The organism is Pseudoalteromonas sp. R86517 (assembly GCF_042466295.1).
Lineage (GTDB): Bacteria > Pseudomonadota > Gammaproteobacteria > Enterobacterales > Alteromonadaceae > Pseudoalteromonas > Pseudoalteromonas atlantica.
In genome coordinates, this window is sequence record NZ_JAXHCB010000001.1 from 3,064,681 (window position 1) to 3,081,960 (window position 17,280).

Consider the following 17,280-nt stretch of genomic DNA (forward strand, 5'->3'; position numbering starts at 1 on the left):
TGTGCTAATCGAATTTTGATTATGATAGCAATCAGCACCATAATTTACAGCACTTACTGGTAAATAGGGATCCAAATGAAAAAACAAACATTACTTAGCGCCTCGGTACTGGCCATTACGCTTACTTTATCGGGCTGTCAGTCGGCTTATTATTCTGCAATGGAAAAAGTAGGTGTACATAAGCGCGACATTCTTATTGACCGCGTAGAAGAAACCAAAGATTCACAAGAAGAGTCGCAAGAAGAATTTCAATCAGCACTTGAGCGCCTAACAACCTTAATTAATTTTGATGGCGGCGAGTTACAAGATGCCTACAATCAACTTAATGACGATTATGAGTCTAGCTTAGCAGCCGCTAATGAAGTGTCGAGCAATATTAATAAAGTTGAAGATGTAGCAGAAGCTTTATTTGATGAATGGAGCGATGAGCTTGAGCAATACAAAAGCGCGTCGCTTAAACGCGAAAGCAGTAAAAAACTAGCGGCTACACAACGCCAATTTAGCCAGTTACTTCGCTCTATGCGCAGTGCAGAAAGCAAAATGGAACCAGTGCTATCGTCTTTACAAGATAACGTACTGTACCTAAAGCATAACTTAAACGCACAAGCGGTTGCCGCTATTAAAGGCGAATTCACTAATTTAAAGCGTGATATTCAAGTACTGATGAACGACATGAATAAATCAATTGCCGATTCAAACAAGTTTATAGAGCAAATGAATAGCGCTGGCTAATCAATTAAAATCTGCCTAACAAAGCCTGCATATTGCAGGCTTTTTTGTTGTTACGTTTTGTTACCTTTGAACTATTTGTTAATCTTTTGATGTTGTTATACTTTTATAAAAATAATAATAGATAGCAACAATGAAACTAAAAACCACCAGCCTTGTATTTATTTGTGGATTGCTTAGCGCTTGCGAAACCGCTAATCGCATTGAGGTGATTGCAGGGGAAAGCACGCTTACCCCGCAACATCAAACAGGCGAGCGAAAAGGACGCTTTTATAACCTCTACCCTGGCAAAAAAACCTACCCCACCACCTGCGAAACCGGCTGCTACCCGCCAAGCCCTAAATTACAATGCAAACAAGACGCTGAAGATTGCCAATTTATTGCTGAGCAAAAGCCAATTAATTTAAATACGGGCTTTACCGTGCGCTGGTTAGGGCACGCTGGGTTTATGATCCGCACACCTAGCGGACAACACGTGCTATTTGACCCTGTAAAAGAGCAGTTCGACTCACCTGTTGATTTAGCCTTTAGGTTAGCATCAGGGTTTTACAGGCAACCCGGCGATTGGCTTACACAAAACGAGCTTAAAAACTTAAGTGCAGTGATGTACTCGCATATTCATTACGATCACTTTAATAAAGCCGATATAGGGGAGCTTGGTAATCAACCTCGCTACTTAACGCCATTAGGTATGGCCGACGACTTCCCTACTGGTGGCTATAACATTAGCGAAATGGCCTGGTATGCAAAAACACAGCTTGATGATTTAACGATTCATGCCCTACCAGCGCACCACTTTAGTAGCCGTGTATTGGTGCCCTTTATTTACGAAGATAACGATAAAGACCTATGGAATGGCTGGTTGCTTGAGCAAAACGGCAGTACCGTGTTTTTTGCAGGCGATACCGGCTACTCAAAACACTTTAAAGACATTCAGCAAAAGTATGGCGATATAGACATATGCCTACTGCCTATAGCCTCGTATTACAGTGAAGACAGCCCTACTTGGTACCGTTATGTACACACCACACCAGAGGATGCTGTAAATGCAGCTAGCGATCTTAACTGTAAAGTAATGATACCGTGGGGCTATGGTAACTCAAGCTGGAAAATGGGCGACCGGACAAGTCATTCAGCACTGTTAAGGTTGCTTTATATGCACAATAAAATGACTTCAACCACACCTTTATATATTTTAAACGAAGGCGAAAGTATTTCACTGTAACTCATAGCTGAACTGTTTTAGGATGATTGTAATATCTAAATACATATTAACATTGAGAAATTAATGAAAAAACACGCATTAGCTTTAAGTTGTTTATTAAGTGCCCCAGTAATGGCCATTGATGTAGCGCACACATCGACCCCTATTACTATTGATGGCGTATCTGAAAGCGCATGGGATAAAGCAACGTGGCATGATATGCCGCATTTAATGGATGGCACCTTGCCCTCATCAGATGCCGACTTTAAAGGCCGCTACCGCCTGCTGTGGGATAAAAACTACCTGTATTTACAAGCTGATATAACTGACGATGTACTTATTGATACGCACCCAGACCCGACTGTAAAATATTGGGATGACGATGCGCTGGAAATTTTTATCGATAGCGACGCCTCAGGTGGCATTCACCAGTTTAACCATACCGCGTTGGCATATCATATTGGCCTTGATAACCAAGCCGCCGATTACGGCCCCGATAAAAAAGCCCATTTATACACCGACCACTTAACAAGTAACTGGAAGCGTAATACCCAAGCCCCTTATAACATCACCTGGGAAGTTGCTATAAAGCTCTACCCTAACGATTACCAAGAAGGCGCTGTAAACACGCCCATCACGCTTAATGAAAAACAAGTCATTGGTTTTATGCTCGCGTATTGCGATAACGATGGCAGCGAAGTACGCGAGCACTTTATGGGCTCTCACGAAGTACAGCCAGTCAATGGCGACAGAAACCGTGGTTTTATAGACGCAGATGTCTTTGGCAAAATCACCCTGCTACCAAAAAGTAAGTAACTACCAATAAAATAATTGAAAACGTTGGGTTGAGCGTAGCGAAACCCAACGAAAAAGCACCCTACCAACACGCACTACCACTATGCATTGTTGCAGGTTTATATAGCCTACTGACTTTCAGCTTAGACCAGCCTAGTTAGCTGCGCCGTTCTAAACTGATCGCTGATAACTTACAACTGACAACTCTTGTTTTAACCCACAAAAAAGCCGCTGTATTTTGCAATACAGCGGCTTTTAAACCATTACTCTAAATTAATAGATTATGATTTTGGAGCACGACCCGCACGCTTACGCTCACTTTCAGTTAAGTGACGCTTACGAATACGAATGTTCTCAGGTGTTACTTCTACTAACTCGTCATCATCGATGAACTCAAGCGCTTGCTCTAGTGTGTAGTTCAATGGTGGCGTCAATGTTTGTGCTTCATCTGTACCAGATGCACGAACGTTAGTAAGTTGCTTACCTTTAAGGGCGTTAACTGTAAGGTCGTTATCGCGGCTATGAATACCGATAACCATACCTTCGTAAACTTCAACACCGTGACCGATGAATAATTTACCACGCTCTTGTAAGTTGAATAATGCGTTAGTAAGTGCTTTACCTGTAGCATTTGCAATCATTACGCCGTTCTTACGAACACCTAGCTCGCCACCTTTGTGCGGACCGTAGTGATCGAATGTATGGTAAAGTAAACCAGAACCTGAAGTTAACGTCATGAACTCAGTTTGGAAACCGATTAAGCCACGGCTTGGGATCATAAAGTCTAAACGCATACGGCCCTTACCATCTGGTGCCATATCAGTAAGTTCACCTTTACGAAGACCAATTTGCTCCATGATAGAACCTTGATGCTCTTCTTCACAGTCAATTGTTAGTGTTTCATACGGTTCTTCTAATACGCCATCAACAGTGCGTAAGATTACTTCTGGACGAGATACAGCTAGCTCATAACCTTCACGACGCATGTTTTCGATTAAGATACCAAGGTGTAATTCACCACGGCCCGATACGCGGAAGCTATCTGGGTTGTCAGTATCAGCAACACGAAGTGCAACGTTATGTACTAATTCTTTGTCTAAACGCTCACGAATATTACGTGATGTTACAAACTTACCTTCTTTACCACAGAAAGGAGAGTTATTTACAGAGAACGTCATTGTTACTGTTGGCTCATCAACACTTAGTGGTGGTAATGCTTCAACGTTGTTAGGGCAACAAACAGTATCTGAAATCTTAAGCTCGCCAAGACCTGTTACCGTTACAATGTTACCAGCGTAAGCTTTATCTGTTTCGATACGCTCAAGACCTAGGTAGCTTTGTACTGAACCAATTTTGCCGTTACGTGTAGAGCCATCAGCACTAACAATCGTTACTTGCTGGTTAGGCACAACAGAACCACGTTTGATACGGCCGATACCGATTACACCTTTATAAGAGTTGTAATCAAGCTGAGAAATCTGCATTTGGAAGTCACCTTCAGGATCTGCATCCGGTGGTGATACTTCGTCAACGATCATTTGGAACATAGGTTCCATGTTGTCAGACGGCTCGTCTAAATCTAGTGTAGCCCAACCGTTGATTGCTGAAGCGTAGATTACTTTAAAGTCTAGCTGTTCGTCAGTTGCACCAAGGTTGTCGAATAAATCAAAGATTTGATCCATAACCCAATCAGGACGTGCACCTGGCTTGTCGATTTTGTTGATAACAACAATTGGCTTTAAGCCTTGCGCGAATGCTTTTTGCGTTACGAAACGCGTTTGCGGCATTGGACCTTCTTGAGCATCAACAAGTAATAATACTGAGTCAGCCATCGAAAGTACGCGTTCAACTTCACCACCAAAATCGGCGTGTCCCGGGGTATCTACGATATTGATATGGTAGTCTTTCCAAGAAATGGCTGTGTTTTTAGCCAAAATGGTAATACCACGTTCTTTCTCAATGTCGTTTGAGTCCATCACACGCTCTTCGTTACCGCCGCGTGTTTCTAATGTACCTGATTGCTCAAGTAGTTTGTCAACCAATGTCGTTTTACCGTGGTCAACGTGCGCGATAATCGCTATATTTCTTAACTGTTCGATGCTCATATTTTTACTCAGAGAAGTTTATTCTCATTGATCCTGCAAGATCTACGCACTCATCTGCGTTTTCACCAGATGTCCCAGCATAGGATTTAAAAGGGCGCATATTATCCCTCATTAATGACATGGATGAAAGTTTATCCAATACAATTTTAAAAACTTTCTTAATACTTTTACTAAGTATCTGTTTTTTATATGACAATTATATGAAATAAATTTCGACAAATTACATAAATTGTCGTTTTTTAGCTAATTTGTTGATTGCTTTGGCACTATTTACTGTTTAAGTTAAGCTGATTTAGGTGATTAAAATACGTGCAGAATCGAGCGTGAAATTTTTGCACCAATGTGGATATTTTACGCACCATAAAAGTGCAAAGCCCGTGACCACTTTTGTGCAACCATAATTTTTAACTTAATAAACAGCAAGTTAAAATAATGGCATAAAATCGGCTTACTAAAAAGCCAAAGCATTTAATGCAGCAATAATAAAACCCAACAGTTGGAGGACACATGTCACAATCGGTTTTAGATTTTATTAAAGAAAATGACGTTAAGTTCATTGATTTACGCTTTACTGATACTAGAGGTAAAGAACAACATGTTTCTATTCCTCATCACCAAGTAGATGAAGATTTTTTTGAAGACGGCAAAATGTTCGACGGCTCTTCAATTGCAGGTTGGAAAGGCATTAACGAATCAGACATGGTACTTATGCCAGTAGCTGATTCAGTAAAATTAGACCCATTCACAGAAGAAGCTACGCTAATCGTACGTTGTGATGTTGTAGAGCCATCTACACTACAAGGCTACGAGCGTGACCCTCGTTCAGTTGCTAAACGCGCTGAAGAGTACATGAAATCTACCGGTATCGCAGATACAGTTTTATTTGGCCCTGAGCCAGAATTCTTCCTATTTGATGATGTTAAATACAAGTCAGATATGTCAGGTTCTATGTACAAAATTGATGCTGTTGAAGCAGCATGGAACTCTGATAAAGACTACGAAGGTGGTAACACAGGTCATCGCCCAGGTGTTAAAGGTGGTTACTTCCCATGTTCACCAGTTGACTCTTCACAAGATTGGCGTTCAGCTACTTGTTTAGTACTTGAAGAACTAGGCCAAGTAGTAGAAGCACATCACCACGAAGTTGCAACAGCGGGTCAAAACGAAATCGCAACTCGCTTTAATACAATGGTATTAAAAGCGGATGAAATCCAAGAGATGAAATATGTTATTCATAACATGGCTCACCTTTACGGAAAAACGGCCACATTTATGCCTAAGCCTGTTGTAGGCGATAACGGCTCTGGTATGCACTGTCACCAATCTTTAGCAAAAGACGGTGTTAACCTTTTTGCTGGTGATAAGTACGGTGGTCTTTCTGAAGATGCACTTTACTACATTGGCGGTATTATTAAGCACGCTAAAGCAATCAATGCGTTTGCAAATGCCTCAACTAACTCGTACAAACGTTTAGTACCAGGTTTTGAAGCACCGGTAATGCTTGCATACTCTGCACGTAACCGTTCTGCATCAATCCGTATTCCAGTTGTACCATCTGAAAAAGGTCGTCGTATTGAAGTACGCTTCCCAGATCCAACTGCTAACCCATACCTTGCTTTCTCTGCAATGCTTATGGCTGGCCTTGACGGTATCAAAAACAAGATCCACCCTGGCGATGCTATGGACAAGGATTTATACGACCTACCAGCAGAAGAAGCAGCAGAAATTCCACAAGTTGCATCTTCACTAGATGAAGCGCTAGAAGCACTTAGTGCTGACCGTGAATTCTTAACGCAAGGTGGCGTATTCACTGATGATTTAATCGATGCTTACATTGCACTTAAATCTCAAGAAGTTGAAAAACTTAACATGACAACTCACCCAGTTGAGTTTGAAATGTACTACAGCGTTTAATACGCCGTAGACAAAATTATCGATAAGATAATAAATGTGTGTTCTCAAGCCCGCTTAGCGGGCTTTTTTTTATGGTAAATTAGGGTTATCTCCACTAAAGTTATGTAATTACAAAATATGCAGGGTAGCAATGTGAATTACAGGATATTATTACTATTTTTTGCTTTAGGATTAAGCATTTATAGTTATGCAGGCAATAAGAAAATTTATGCTTGGAAAGATAAAAATGGTGTTTTAGTGTTCTCAGATACACCACGTAGTGGCGCGCACGAAATAAAACTAAGCAGCCAAGATCTTACCCTGTCTGAAACCGATAAACACACCCCTGGTTCACCACAACCAACGCACCCTAACCGTTTTCAAATTATGATATCGTCGCCTACACATAACCAAACTGTACGCGAAAACACCGGCTCGGTGTACGTAACAAGCCGCATAACACCGCGTTTTGAAGCTGGCTTTACCATACAGCTATTTTTAAACGGTAACGCTTATGGGCCCGCAAGCGATTTATCAACGTTTGCCATACGGGATGTAGAAAACGGAGCTCATACTTTGTATCTCAAACTTTATAATAAACAAAATCAAGCCATTGCTATCAGTCAGCCCAGTACCTTTGTGATGCAAAGAAAGGCTGTAAACTAAGTACAATGTCTCATGAAGCAAAATTAGCGCAGCAGTATTTACTGATTAAAACTTGCTTGCAAATATTAACGCACTAAAGTGGTGCATAGATGTCAAACGAACAAAATTTTAGCCCTGAACTTCTTAATGCCATTTGGCAAAATCAAACTACATCGGTCATGTTACTTGATAAAAGTTTTACCCTTGTTTATGCCAACACCAGCACCAGCGAACTACTCGGCTTGGGTAAAAAGCGCATTATTGGGCAAACCTTTAACAGCTTATTTAATTACCATTCTGTGGATTTAGAGCGCATAGCCCAGTACTCACTTGTTGATGGTGTAGATTGCAGCCAGCACAGAGCCGACGTGGTCTTTATAGATTCTCGCCATGCAAAAATAGCCATTACATCGCGCCAAGTTAAGTTTAAAAACGAACGCTATATTTTACTTGAGTGCCGTAAAACCGATGAAGAAATAAAACACGACAAAGCCTCTAACCAAATGCATCAATATCAAGCGGCACGAAATTTAATTAGAGGGCTTGCTCACGAAATTAAAAATCCTTTAGGGGGAATACGCGGAGCGGCGCAGTTATTGCAGTATGAGGTAGATCAACAAGAAAGGGACGAATGCGCTGAGCTTATAATTGAGCAAGCCGACCGATTACGCGAATTAGTTGATAGGCTACTTGGGCCAAATCAGCTTCCGCAAAAGTCGTATGGCAATATTCACCAAACACTTGAGTCGGTTGTTAAATTAAGCACATTAGATAATTGTAAAAATATTAGTCTAGTTAAAGATTACGACCCAAGTATCCCTGATGTGTTTATTGACCAAGGCAAGGTTCAGCAAGTTGTACTTAATATTGTACGCAATGCTCAACAGGCGTTAGTTGATGGCGGTGAAATAAAAATAAAAACCCGCATTAATCATCAGTATCGCCGCCCCGGAAAAGCCCCTAAAAAAGCCTTGTTGATCCAGGTTTCTGATAATGGACCAGGCATAGACCCTAGCGTTCGCGAAACATTGTTTTACCCGATGATCACCAACAAAGAAGGTGGCTCAGGGCTAGGGCTTTCAATCGCACAAACGCTCATAGATCAGCACGACGGTTATATAGACTGTGATAGCTGGCCTGGCCATACTGAATTTAATATCTATCTGCCTTTTGCAGATTAATGTTTTGGAGTTGGCATGAAAACAGTTTGGCTTGTAGATGATGACGCATCAATTCGCTTTGTATTAGAAAAAGCGCTGACACGCGCAGGGTTTGAAGCAGAAAGCTTTGCAAATGCGCAAGACGTGTTAAGCGCGCTAAAATTTAGCCAGCCAACCGTGTTGGTATCTGACGTACGGATGCCAGGCATGGACGGCATGGCATTGCTTGAACTCATAGCAGAGCAAAACCCAGGGCTGCCGGTTATTATAATGACCGCCCACTCAGATTTAGACTCAGCAGTTAACGCATTTCAAAAAGGCGCGTTTGAGTACCTAGCCAAGCCATTTGATTTAAACGAAGCCGTGGCATTAATCGAAAGTGCCTGTAGAGCAAACTCAACTAAAAAGACTAAGCGTAAACAAGTTCCACCTAAAAGCGCGCACATTATTGGCGAAGCCCCTGCGATGCAGGAAGTGTTTAGAGCGATAGGTAAACTGTCGGCTTCAAGTATGAGCGTACTAATTAATGGTGAGTCTGGCACAGGTAAAGAGCTTGTTGCCAGCGCTTTGCATAACCACAGCCCACGTAAAGAAAACCAGTTTATTGCATTAAACATGGCCGCTATTCCAAAAGAGCTTGTGGAGTCTGAGCTATTTGGCCACGAAAAAGGCGCATTTACTGGTGCCGATAGCGTTCGTAAAGGCCGCTTTGAACAAGCCAATGGCGGCACACTGTTTTTAGATGAAATTGGCGATATGCCACTGGATGTGCAAACACGTTTATTACGTGTACTCGCCGATGGTGAATTTTACCGTGTGGGCGGGCATCAAAGTATTAAAGTTGATGTACGCATTATTGCTGCAACGCATCAAAATTTAGAAGATTTAGTAAAACAGGGTAAATTTAGGGACGATTTATTTCATCGTTTGAACGTTGTGCGCCTTCGTTTACCGGCTCTTAGAGAAAGAACTGAAGACATTGAGCGCCTAGCGCAGCACTTTTTACACAAAAGCGCAAAAGACCTACAAGTAGAAAGTAAAGTACTAAGCCCAAAAGCCACAGAGCAGCTTAGGCTATTTAGCTGGCCTGGTAATGTGCGCCAACTTGAAAACACCTGTCGCTGGTTGACCGTTATGGCCCCTGGTGAATTAGTAAGTGAGCAAGACCTACCACCAGAGATCATTGATGCAGCGCCTGTTCAACAAGAAGGTGATTGGCTCGATGCGTTTCAGCAATGGCTCAATCAAGAGCTTAAGCAAGGTAAAGAAAACATTTGGCCTGATATTCAAGCTCAGCTTGAAACTCGCCTTATAAAAACAGCACTGGCTAATTGCTCTGGCCATAAACAAGATGCAGCCATAAAAATTGGCTGGGGGCGCAACACGTTGACCCGCAAATTAAAAGAGCGCAATATTAGCTAGTTTCTAACCCTTACTCGTTGGCCCTAGGATGAAATTAATAGAACACATTCCATTATTTAAACAAATGGAAATAGTGAATAGATTGCACTTTTTTAAAGACTTCACCCTTGCTGAACGCCAAGTGCTATTAGAGTCGTTTGGGTTATTGTATTTAGTTAACCAGCATCAGTTTTTATTTAAACAATACGATAACGACAAACGCTTATACATTGTATTAAGTGGTGCGTTACTTGTTTTTAAACATAACCACTTGCTGGAGCTTGGCACTATAGAGCCCGGTGAGTTTATCGGTGAAGGCGCATTTATTAATAACCGCGAGCGCAGTACGAGCGCTCGCGCTAAAGCCGACACCATAGTACTTGCCATTACCCCAGAGGCACTTACCCGCTTGCCTAATGTAATACGCGAAAAAATTAAAGATAGAATCATAGAAGGTATGAGCCTGCGCATTGCAAAGCTGAGTGAGCACATAGAAACCCACGGTTAACTCTATCACTCAGTTCATATAAACAATTTGTAGTGAGCAATCAAGCCAGCTGGGGTGATTAACATGCGCCGTAAATGTATACGTATCGGATGGCTTAGCGCCAAAGGGCGTTGCTACAAGCGGCTGTGAGTGGCTATATGTTTGCGAGTAGGTTTTATAATAAATAACAACGTAACCGTATAAAAACTCCCAACCTAACCTTACAACAGCGCCACTGGGTAAGGTAAAGTCAGCGTGTTCATTTGAAAATCTAACCGCTAAATCATTGTATTTATCGTCGCTGCAATGAGTTGTTCTTAGCCGAGACGGCATAGTAAAAGCGTCTTCTCCATCAGTGCTCTTTAAATAAAAACCAATATTGCCATCGCCATAAAAATGATTTGATCGTGTGGTGTAGTTAATTTCGGGCTGATAACCTAGCTCTTGCATAATAATAGCTAACTGCTCAGTTTCTTTTGGATAAATTTTATCGCTTGATAAGAGTAACGTAGCCTCACTAAAGGTAGATGGGATTTCTAGCGCTACGTATTCATAAGGAAGATTTTGTGCTTTTAGCGCAGCATCGAGCTGCTTGCGCTGCTCATCTTGCAAGTTTTCACTAAAAACATAAACGGTAGGTTGTTGGCACGCAGTTAATAATAGCGCCCACATACAGATTAAAATGCCATTTTTCATAGTTACCCCCAATGATTACAATTGTAGTCTATTGGAGGTAACTATCTATAGCAACTTAATACTCATGTGCTTAATTAAGTATTATTGTACGTTGGTATAATTTGTTTGGCTGTCTAACCAGGCATCTACACTTTGGCGCGTATATAAAACTTCGTTAAATAAGCGATGACGTTCAAATTCCAGTTTTGATTTTTTAAGTGGATCGCCACTAATTAGCCGACTGTGCGTATCGTTAAACTTAGAAATAACCGAAAAGCCGCGTTCATCTTGCTCTTTTTGTGTTTTTACCGAGTTAGCTAAGTGAGCTCTTACATCATCTGCTGTCAGCATATCTGAATTATCTAAGCCCATTAGCTCTTTTTTCATTGCTAATCTTATGCCCATTTACTGCTCCAATTATATGCAGACCTAAACAATTAAAACGGTGAAATAATTACCATGTTTTAGGTACGATTTTTATTTGCCAAAGCAATAGCAAATAGCACACCAAATTTTTGCTAGAGCATACGCATCAAATGCTGCAGTTTTTTTAAAGTTGAAAAAAGTTTTATATTTATCACTCTTTTTTATCCCACTCGGGCGAGCTTGCTAGGTGCAAAAAACAGTGCAAGCCTTTATACTTGCTGCTTATGCGCCACCAACAGAGATAACCATGTCAGAAGAATACATTGAAATTGAACTTGAAGAAGAACCTATAGAGCTTTGTAAATTACTAAAAGTACTCGATTTAGTAGAAGGTGGCGGCCAAGCTAAAAACCTAATAGCGCAAGGCTATGTTGGGGTTAACCATGAAATATGTACAATAAAACGGAAAAAATTATACAGTGGCGATGTACTAGAATTTGATGGCGAGCTTTTTCAACTCACTTTAAGTGAAGATGCGACTCCTGTAGAGCGCCCTGTAGCAACAACCCAGCAACAGCCAGAAAAAACACCTAATGAAACAGCTCAAAAGCCGGCAAAAAATAAAAGAAAGCGCACTAAAAAGCCAAAGGTTGATGAAAACACAGGGCGCCGCCCTATCTCATTTGGCTAGCCATTAGCGCTTTGTGCCATTTTTATTATATGTATAGGCTGGCTTGAACAGTTAGCCTTTTTGCTCTTTAATTACCTCGTAAAATACAATAAAAACAAGGTAATAATATGACAACCTCAGCTACACCCAATTGGTTTAAACCCGCCCTCTGGGCAGCACTTATCTGGAATTTATTAGGTGTGTTTGCATTTATAATGCACCTTATGATGACCCCCGAGATGATAAGTAAACTTCCGTTAGATCAACAAGCTGCATATTCAAACGTGCCTTTGTGGTCTACCATTGCATTTGCTGTAGCGGTATTTGGTGGCACCCTTGGCTGCATACTACTATTGGTCAAAAATGCATTTGCAACGCCTACCTTTGCGCTATCGTTGGTAGCGATATTTATTCAGCAATTTTATAATTTCATTGTGATAAATAGCATTAAAATGCTGGGGGTAAGCGCGGTGTTTATGCCTATTTTAGTGATTGTTATTGCGTTTTTGCTTTTATATTTAAGCATAAAAAGCAAACAACAAGGTTGGTTGAACTAACCTCCCCCCCTTTTGTAAACTCATTATTTTGCTACTTGAAAAAACAATTTTAGGTAGCACTTCTATACTTATTACTGTCTAAAAAACATGCATTACGCTACCTGCTTTTTAGCCTGATTTGTCATATTTATTATCTCTGGTATGCACTTTGCAAACTATTGGCAAATAAACACGTTATTTTATCAAGGACATAATCCTAACTATCAAAGGGGCAAAAAATGAATAGTTTCGACACCCAACAACAATTAACGATTAATGGCGAGCAATACCATATTCACTCACTTAAAGGATTAGGCGACAAAGCAAAGCGATTGCCCTTTTCTCTCAAAGTATTACTAGAAAACCTATTACGCAATGAAGATGGCGTAAATATTAAAGAACAAGACATTCAAGCCCTTCTTGATTGGGACCCTAAAGCAAAGCCCTCAGCTGAGGTGGCCTTTACGCCGGCACGTGTTGTAATGCAAGACTTTACAGGTGTTCCCGCCATTGTTGATTTAGCTGCCATGCGTGATGCAATGGAAAAGCTAGGTGGTGATCCTGCAAAAATAAACCCGCTTTCTCCTGCTGAACTTGTAATTGACCACTCAGTACAAGTAGATGGCTACGGTGATGACGGTGCGTTTGATTTAAATGCCAAGCTAGAATACGAACGAAATAAAGAACGCTACGAATTTTTACGCTGGGGGCAAACTGCTTTTGATAATTTAAAAGTAGTGCCACCAGCTACAGGTATTGTGCACCAAGTAAACTTAGAGTTTTTAGCGCGTGTTGTTTTTAACGACAGTGAAAACGGAAAATCAATAGCCTACCCAGACACCCTTGTAGGGACTGATTCGCACACCACCATGATTAATGGTTTAGGTGTGTTAGGCTGGGGCGTAGGTGGTATTGAAGCCGAAGCAGCCATGCTTGGGCAACCAATTAGCTTGCTTATTCCTCAGGTAGTGGGCTTTAAATTAAATGGCCGCTTACCCGAGGGCACCACAGCTACTGATTTAGTGCTCACCGTTACCGAAATGCTACGTAACCACGGCGTAGTGGGTAAATTTGTTGAGTTTTATGGTGACGGCCTAGCTGATTTACCGCTCGCCGATAGAGCAACCATTGCCAACATGGCGCCAGAGTACGGTGCAACATGTGGTATTTTCCCCATTGATGATGAAACAATTAACTACCTGCGTTTAACGAACCGCGATGAAGATCACCTCAAACTGATTGAAGACTACGCTAAACACCAAGGCTTATGGCGCCATGAAGGCGACGAAGCGCATTACACAGACACCCTTGAGCTTAAATTAGACGACGTAGTACCTAGCCTTGCAGGCCCTAAACGCCCACAAGACAGAATTACACTTGATAAAGCCGGTGATGTGATAGGCCAGCACCTAAAAGGTTTCCAAGATGAGCGTATGGCTCGTCGTGATAAAAGCGATATTGAAGAAGCGCGCATTGAAAGTGAAGGCCCAACAACCAACCCTGATGAACCGGTAGACGAAGCGCAGTTTATGGGTGCAGCCAAAGTGAAGTTTAAAGGCCAAGAATTTGAACTAAACGATGGCGCCTGTGTTATTGCCGCTATTACAAGCTGTACAAATACCTCTAACCCCAGTGTTATTTTAGCCGCAGGCTTAGTGGCTCAAAAAGCTAAACAGCTGGGTATTAATGTAAAACCGTGGGTTAAAACATCGCTTGCACCCGGTTCGCAAGTGGTAACCGACTACCTTGAAAAAGCAGGCCTAATGGATGACCTAGAAAGCTTAGGCTTTAACTTGGTCGGTTATGGTTGTACCACGTGTATAGGTAACTCAGGCCCGCTAGCAGATGAAATTAGCGAAGCTATTCAAAAGCATAAGCTAGTTGTAAGCTCTATTTTATCGGGTAACCGTAATTTTGAAGGGCGTATACACCAAGACGTTAAAATGAACTTTTTAGCCTCGCCTCCACTTGTGGTAGCGTATGCCATTGCAGGGCGTACAGACATAGATGTATACAACGAACCTTTAGCGCAAGATGAAAACGGTAACGATATTTACCTAAAAAATATTTGGCCAAGCGTGAGCGAAGTCAGCGAACTAGTACAAAAAACGGTAACCAGAGAAATGTTCGAAAAAAGCTATGCCAACGTATACGAAGGCGACAGCCGTTGGCAAAAAATTCAAATTCCTGATGGTAAGCTCTATGATTGGGATGATGGGTCAACTTACATTAAAAAAGCACCATTCTTTGAGGGCATGAGCGTTGAACCACCAGGCGTGCCAACAATTGAAGGGGCGCGTTGTTTAGCTAAACTTGGCGACTCAGTAACCACTGACCATATTTCTCCTGCGGGGGCCATTAAAGCTGAAGCGCCAGCCGGTATTTACTTACAGGAAAAAGGCGTAGAAAAAGCGCAGTTTAACTCGTACGGTTCACGCCGTGGTAACCACGAAGTGATGATGCGAGGCACATTTGCGAACGTTAGGCTTAAAAACTTACTCGCACCAGGTACAGAAGGTGGCGTTACTCGCACCCAACCTGATGACAAGCTTGCCAGCATTTACGATGCCGCAATGGAATATGAAAAGAGTAACACACCATTAATTGTGTTAGCTGGTAAAGAATACGGTACCGGTTCATCACGCGACTGGGCAGCAAAAGGCTCGCTTTTATTAGGTGTAAAAGCGGTGGTTGCACAAAGTTATGAGCGTATTCACCGCTCTAACCTCATTGGTATGGGTGTGCTGCCTTTACAGTTTAAAGAGGGTGAGAGCCACGAATCATTAAATTTAACTGGCCAAGAGCAGTTTGATATTGAAGGTTTGTACGACAAAACGAATGAAGTGAGCATTATTGCCACGAATGCTGAGGGCAAAAAAGTCAGCTTTAGCGCCGATGTACGGATAGATACCCCTAAAGAGTGGGATTACTACAAGCACGGCGGTATTCTACAATACGTTTTACGTAACATGCTTGACTAATCATATACTTAAAACTAAAAAGCCTAGCAGTCGCTAGGCTTTTTTATGCGCTAAATAATTAACGAGTATTGCAACTTGGTATTGCTTTTAACTGGCTGTAAGCCCTTAGCATAACGAAGGCGCAGTAACTCAGCTCACAAATTACAAACCCCTCATATTGAGTAAGTTTTAATGCTAAGCACACAATAAAATTTAGTACCCACCTATACTTTGCATCTCTTTACTGCGCTGCTCTAATTTTTGCTTTGCCTTTTCAGCATCTTCAAACAGTTTTTGAATAGATTCAGCGTTGTAAACGGTAGGTGTAGGTGGTTGAATACTCTTTTTTGAGGTGCTTGCACTGCTACTCAAAATTGAGGTGTCTTCTGCGGCTACAACAGTGACATCACGGGCATCAAGTTTTACCTCAATACTTTTGCCATCTGCATTAGGCGTATCTGAAAAATGCCATTGGCCGTTTTTATCTTGCCACTTATAAATTTTGCTACCGGGTTTAATTGTCGCCGCATCATTGTTTACACTCTGCGCAATTTTATCGCCTGCTTGCTTTGCGCCTTGCACTGCCTGATTAAGCGTATTGGTAGATAACGCGACCATTTTTTCTTTAATTTTGTGAGATTCAGCACTAATAGATGAACTAGAAAGCCATGTTTGGCCATCTGGCTTTTTTAGGTAAAACAAAGAGATAACAGCAATGATCATGACTGATATTGCCAAGTAGGTGAAGTATTTCATAGCGTTCCTGCTTAAAAATGAATCCTTGAAAGGCAAGTCTAATAAAAAATACTTAATCAGGCAATTTTTTTGCAATAAAAAACGCAACCTAAGTTGCGTTTAAATAGTTGTTTAGCATTCGCTTTTTTTAAATACCATCGCCGTCAATATGCAGCCCGCATTCGCGGTTTAAACCAAAAAAGCGCGTTTCTTCTTCGCTCATACCTGGCTCAAGTTTACGCGTAGTATGCACATCACCCATCGACACATAACCTTGCTCCCATAATGGGTGGTAAGGTAAATCATGCTTGGTAAGGTATTGATATACATCGCGGTTTGACCATTCAATAATCGGGTACACTTTTACCGTACCTCGGCTTATCTCAACAAACCGTTTATCTGCACGGGTCGACGATTGGTCACGGCGCAGGCCGCTAAACCAGGTACCGGCACCAATTTCTTTTAATGCGCGGGTCATGGGCTCTACTTTATTAAGCTGATTATATTGCTTAATACCGTCCTCGCCTTGTTCCCATAACTTACCGTATTTAGCTTCTTGCCATGCAGGGCTTAGCTCAGCTTTATACACCTGTAAATTAAGTGATAGGCGCGCTGTCATTTGCTCAATAAACTGATACGTTTCTGGAAATAAATAACCCGTATCGGTTAATACCACAGGAATATCAGGACGCTGAGATGTTACTAAATGCAGCATGACCGCCGCTTGAATACCAAAGCTTGATGATAAAAAAGCTGTATCGGGTAAGTTCTCTAGTGCCCATGCAACACGCTGCTCCGCACTCATTGGTGCAAGTATGCCGTTTGCATCTGCAAGCAATGCCGCTTGGCTTTGCTTATCAAGCTGTAATATGTTTTTAAATTCACTCATGGTCAATTTTAAACCTCACCCACGCTCCGC

16 protein-coding genes are annotated in these 17,280 nt (G+C 41.6%); 11 read left to right on the forward strand and 5 right to left on the reverse strand.

The window, feature by feature from the left end; translation table 11 throughout:
- Positions 1–75: 75 nt before the first annotated feature.
- From SJY38_RS13835 to SJY38_RS13845, 3 genes are all read left to right on the forward strand, one after another.
- Entirely contained in the window at positions 76–732 is a 657-nt protein-coding gene (locus SJY38_RS13835; protein WP_004588426.1) for a DUF2959 domain-containing protein, read from the forward strand.
- A 130-nt stretch (positions 733–862) separates the two neighbouring features.
- Positions 863–1,954 carry an MBL fold metallo-hydrolase gene (locus SJY38_RS13840; RefSeq protein WP_377109987.1) on the forward strand — a complete coding sequence of 364 codons (1,092 nt, stop codon included), beginning with the start codon at positions 863–865 and terminating at the stop codon, positions 1,952–1,954.
- Between the two features lie 63 nt (positions 1,955–2,017).
- Positions 2,018–2,749, forward strand: coding sequence for a CBM9 family sugar-binding protein (locus SJY38_RS13845; RefSeq protein ID WP_286743742.1), 732 nt, complete (start codon positions 2,018–2,020; stop codon positions 2,747–2,749).
- Between the two features lie 260 nt (positions 2,750–3,009).
- On the opposite strand, the gene typA is transcribed toward SJY38_RS13845, so the two are convergent.
- Positions 3,010–4,833: a translational GTPase TypA gene (gene typA, locus SJY38_RS13850; protein ID WP_004589455.1), complete on the reverse strand. Its 1,824-nt coding sequence runs from the start codon at positions 4,831–4,833 to the stop codon at positions 3,010–3,012.
- 507 nt (positions 4,834–5,340) lie between these two features.
- Here typA and glnA point away from each other — a divergent pair.
- The 5 genes from glnA to SJY38_RS13875 all read left to right on the forward strand — a co-directional run bounded on the left by glnA (position 5,341) and on the right by SJY38_RS13875 (position 10,440).
- Positions 5,341–6,747 (forward strand): glutamate--ammonia ligase, encoded by a 1,407-nt coding sequence (glnA, locus tag SJY38_RS13855; protein WP_024031998.1) that lies wholly within the window; start codon positions 5,341–5,343, stop codon positions 6,745–6,747.
- A 132-nt stretch (positions 6,748–6,879) separates the two neighbouring features.
- On the forward strand, positions 6,880–7,392 hold the full coding sequence (locus SJY38_RS13860) for a DUF4124 domain-containing protein (protein WP_024031997.1): 513 nt from the start codon (positions 6,880–6,882) through the stop codon (positions 7,390–7,392).
- A gap of 89 nt (positions 7,393–7,481) precedes the next feature.
- Positions 7,482–8,552 (forward strand): nitrogen regulation protein NR(II), encoded by a 1,071-nt coding sequence (gene glnL, locus SJY38_RS13865; RefSeq protein ID WP_004589452.1) that lies wholly within the window; start codon positions 7,482–7,484, stop codon positions 8,550–8,552.
- A 15-nt stretch (positions 8,553–8,567) separates the two neighbouring features.
- Positions 8,568–9,953: a nitrogen regulation protein NR(I) gene (gene glnG / locus SJY38_RS13870; RefSeq protein WP_004589451.1), complete on the forward strand. Its 1,386-nt coding sequence runs from the start codon at positions 8,568–8,570 to the stop codon at positions 9,951–9,953.
- Between the two features lie 28 nt (positions 9,954–9,981).
- Positions 9,982–10,440, forward strand: a complete 459-nt coding sequence (locus SJY38_RS13875; RefSeq protein ID WP_286743748.1) for a cyclic nucleotide-binding domain-containing protein — start codon at positions 9,982–9,984, stop codon at positions 10,438–10,440.
- Positions 10,441–10,449: 9 nt separating this feature from the next.
- Here SJY38_RS13875 and SJY38_RS13880 read toward each other — a convergent pair whose 3' ends face one another.
- Together SJY38_RS13880 and SJY38_RS13885 are read right to left on the reverse strand one after the other, a co-directional pair.
- The gene (locus SJY38_RS13880) at positions 10,450–11,115 is read right to left on the reverse strand and encodes a hypothetical protein (RefSeq protein ID WP_286743750.1); all 666 of its coding nucleotides are present in this window, start codon (positions 11,113–11,115) and stop codon (positions 10,450–10,452) included.
- 81 nt (positions 11,116–11,196) lie between these two features.
- Complete coding sequence (locus SJY38_RS13885) at positions 11,197–11,499, reverse strand: hypothetical protein (RefSeq protein ID WP_004589447.1); 303 nt, start codon at positions 11,497–11,499, stop codon at positions 11,197–11,199.
- Positions 11,500–11,767: 268 nt separating this feature from the next.
- On the opposite strand from SJY38_RS13885, the gene SJY38_RS13890 reads away from it, so the two are divergent.
- The 3 genes from SJY38_RS13890 (at position 11,768) to acnA (ending at position 15,647) form a co-directional block, all read left to right on the forward strand.
- Complete coding sequence (locus SJY38_RS13890) at positions 11,768–12,151, forward strand: RNA-binding S4 domain-containing protein (protein ID WP_286743835.1); 384 nt, start codon at positions 11,768–11,770, stop codon at positions 12,149–12,151.
- Between the two features lie 107 nt (positions 12,152–12,258).
- On the forward strand, positions 12,259–12,687 hold the full coding sequence (locus SJY38_RS13895) for a hypothetical protein (protein ID WP_126005522.1): 429 nt from the start codon (positions 12,259–12,261) through the stop codon (positions 12,685–12,687).
- Between the two features lie 218 nt (positions 12,688–12,905).
- Positions 12,906–15,647, forward strand: coding sequence for an aconitate hydratase AcnA (gene acnA / locus SJY38_RS13900; RefSeq protein WP_024031992.1), 2,742 nt, complete (start codon positions 12,906–12,908; stop codon positions 15,645–15,647).
- A gap of 192 nt (positions 15,648–15,839) precedes the next feature.
- Here the strand turns inward: acnA and SJY38_RS13905 are convergent, their stop codons facing one another.
- Together SJY38_RS13905 and SJY38_RS13910 are read right to left on the reverse strand one after the other, a co-directional pair.
- Positions 15,840–16,382 (reverse strand): DUF4124 domain-containing protein, encoded by a 543-nt coding sequence (locus SJY38_RS13905; RefSeq protein ID WP_004589443.1) that lies wholly within the window; start codon positions 16,380–16,382, stop codon positions 15,840–15,842.
- Between the two features lie 127 nt (positions 16,383–16,509).
- Positions 16,510–17,250 carry a phosphoadenylyl-sulfate reductase gene (locus SJY38_RS13910; protein WP_273609826.1) on the reverse strand — a complete coding sequence of 247 codons (741 nt, stop codon included), beginning with the start codon at positions 17,248–17,250 and terminating at the stop codon, positions 16,510–16,512.
- Positions 17,251–17,280 lie beyond the last annotated feature (30 nt).

What these genes read in the sequence shown, in the direction of transcription:
- SJY38_RS13910 (WP_273609826.1), bottom strand. Translation starts at nt 17,250, where the DNA reads ATGAGTGAATTTAAAAACATATTACAGCTTGATAAGCAAAGCCAAGCG.
- glnA (WP_024031998.1), top strand. Translation starts at nt 5,341, where the DNA reads ATGTCACAATCGGTTTTAGATTTTATTAAAGAAAATGACGTTAAGTTC.
- SJY38_RS13880 (WP_286743750.1), bottom strand. Translation starts at nt 11,115, where the DNA reads ATGAAAAATGGCATTTTAATCTGTATGTGGGCGCTATTATTAACTGCG.
- SJY38_RS13905 (WP_004589443.1), bottom strand. Translation starts at nt 16,382, where the DNA reads ATGAAATACTTCACCTACTTGGCAATATCAGTCATGATCATTGCTGTT.
- SJY38_RS13885 (WP_004589447.1), bottom strand. Translation starts at nt 11,499, where the DNA reads ATGGGCATAAGATTAGCAATGAAAAAAGAGCTAATGGGCTTAGATAAT.
- glnL (WP_004589452.1), top strand. Translation starts at nt 7,482, where the DNA reads ATGTCAAACGAACAAAATTTTAGCCCTGAACTTCTTAATGCCATTTGG.
- glnG (WP_004589451.1), top strand. Translation starts at nt 8,568, where the DNA reads ATGAAAACAGTTTGGCTTGTAGATGATGACGCATCAATTCGCTTTGTA.
- SJY38_RS13835 (WP_004588426.1), top strand. Translation starts at nt 76, where the DNA reads ATGAAAAAACAAACATTACTTAGCGCCTCGGTACTGGCCATTACGCTT.
- SJY38_RS13895 (WP_126005522.1), top strand. Translation starts at nt 12,259, where the DNA reads ATGACAACCTCAGCTACACCCAATTGGTTTAAACCCGCCCTCTGGGCA.
- SJY38_RS13890 (WP_286743835.1), top strand. Translation starts at nt 11,768, where the DNA reads ATGTCAGAAGAATACATTGAAATTGAACTTGAAGAAGAACCTATAGAG.
- typA (WP_004589455.1), bottom strand. Translation starts at nt 4,833, where the DNA reads ATGAGCATCGAACAGTTAAGAAATATAGCGATTATCGCGCACGTTGAC.
- SJY38_RS13840 (WP_377109987.1), top strand. Translation starts at nt 863, where the DNA reads ATGAAACTAAAAACCACCAGCCTTGTATTTATTTGTGGATTGCTTAGC.
- acnA (WP_024031992.1), top strand. Translation starts at nt 12,906, where the DNA reads ATGAATAGTTTCGACACCCAACAACAATTAACGATTAATGGCGAGCAA.
- SJY38_RS13845 (WP_286743742.1), top strand. Translation starts at nt 2,018, where the DNA reads ATGAAAAAACACGCATTAGCTTTAAGTTGTTTATTAAGTGCCCCAGTA.
- SJY38_RS13875 (WP_286743748.1), top strand. Translation starts at nt 9,982, where the DNA reads ATGAAATTAATAGAACACATTCCATTATTTAAACAAATGGAAATAGTG.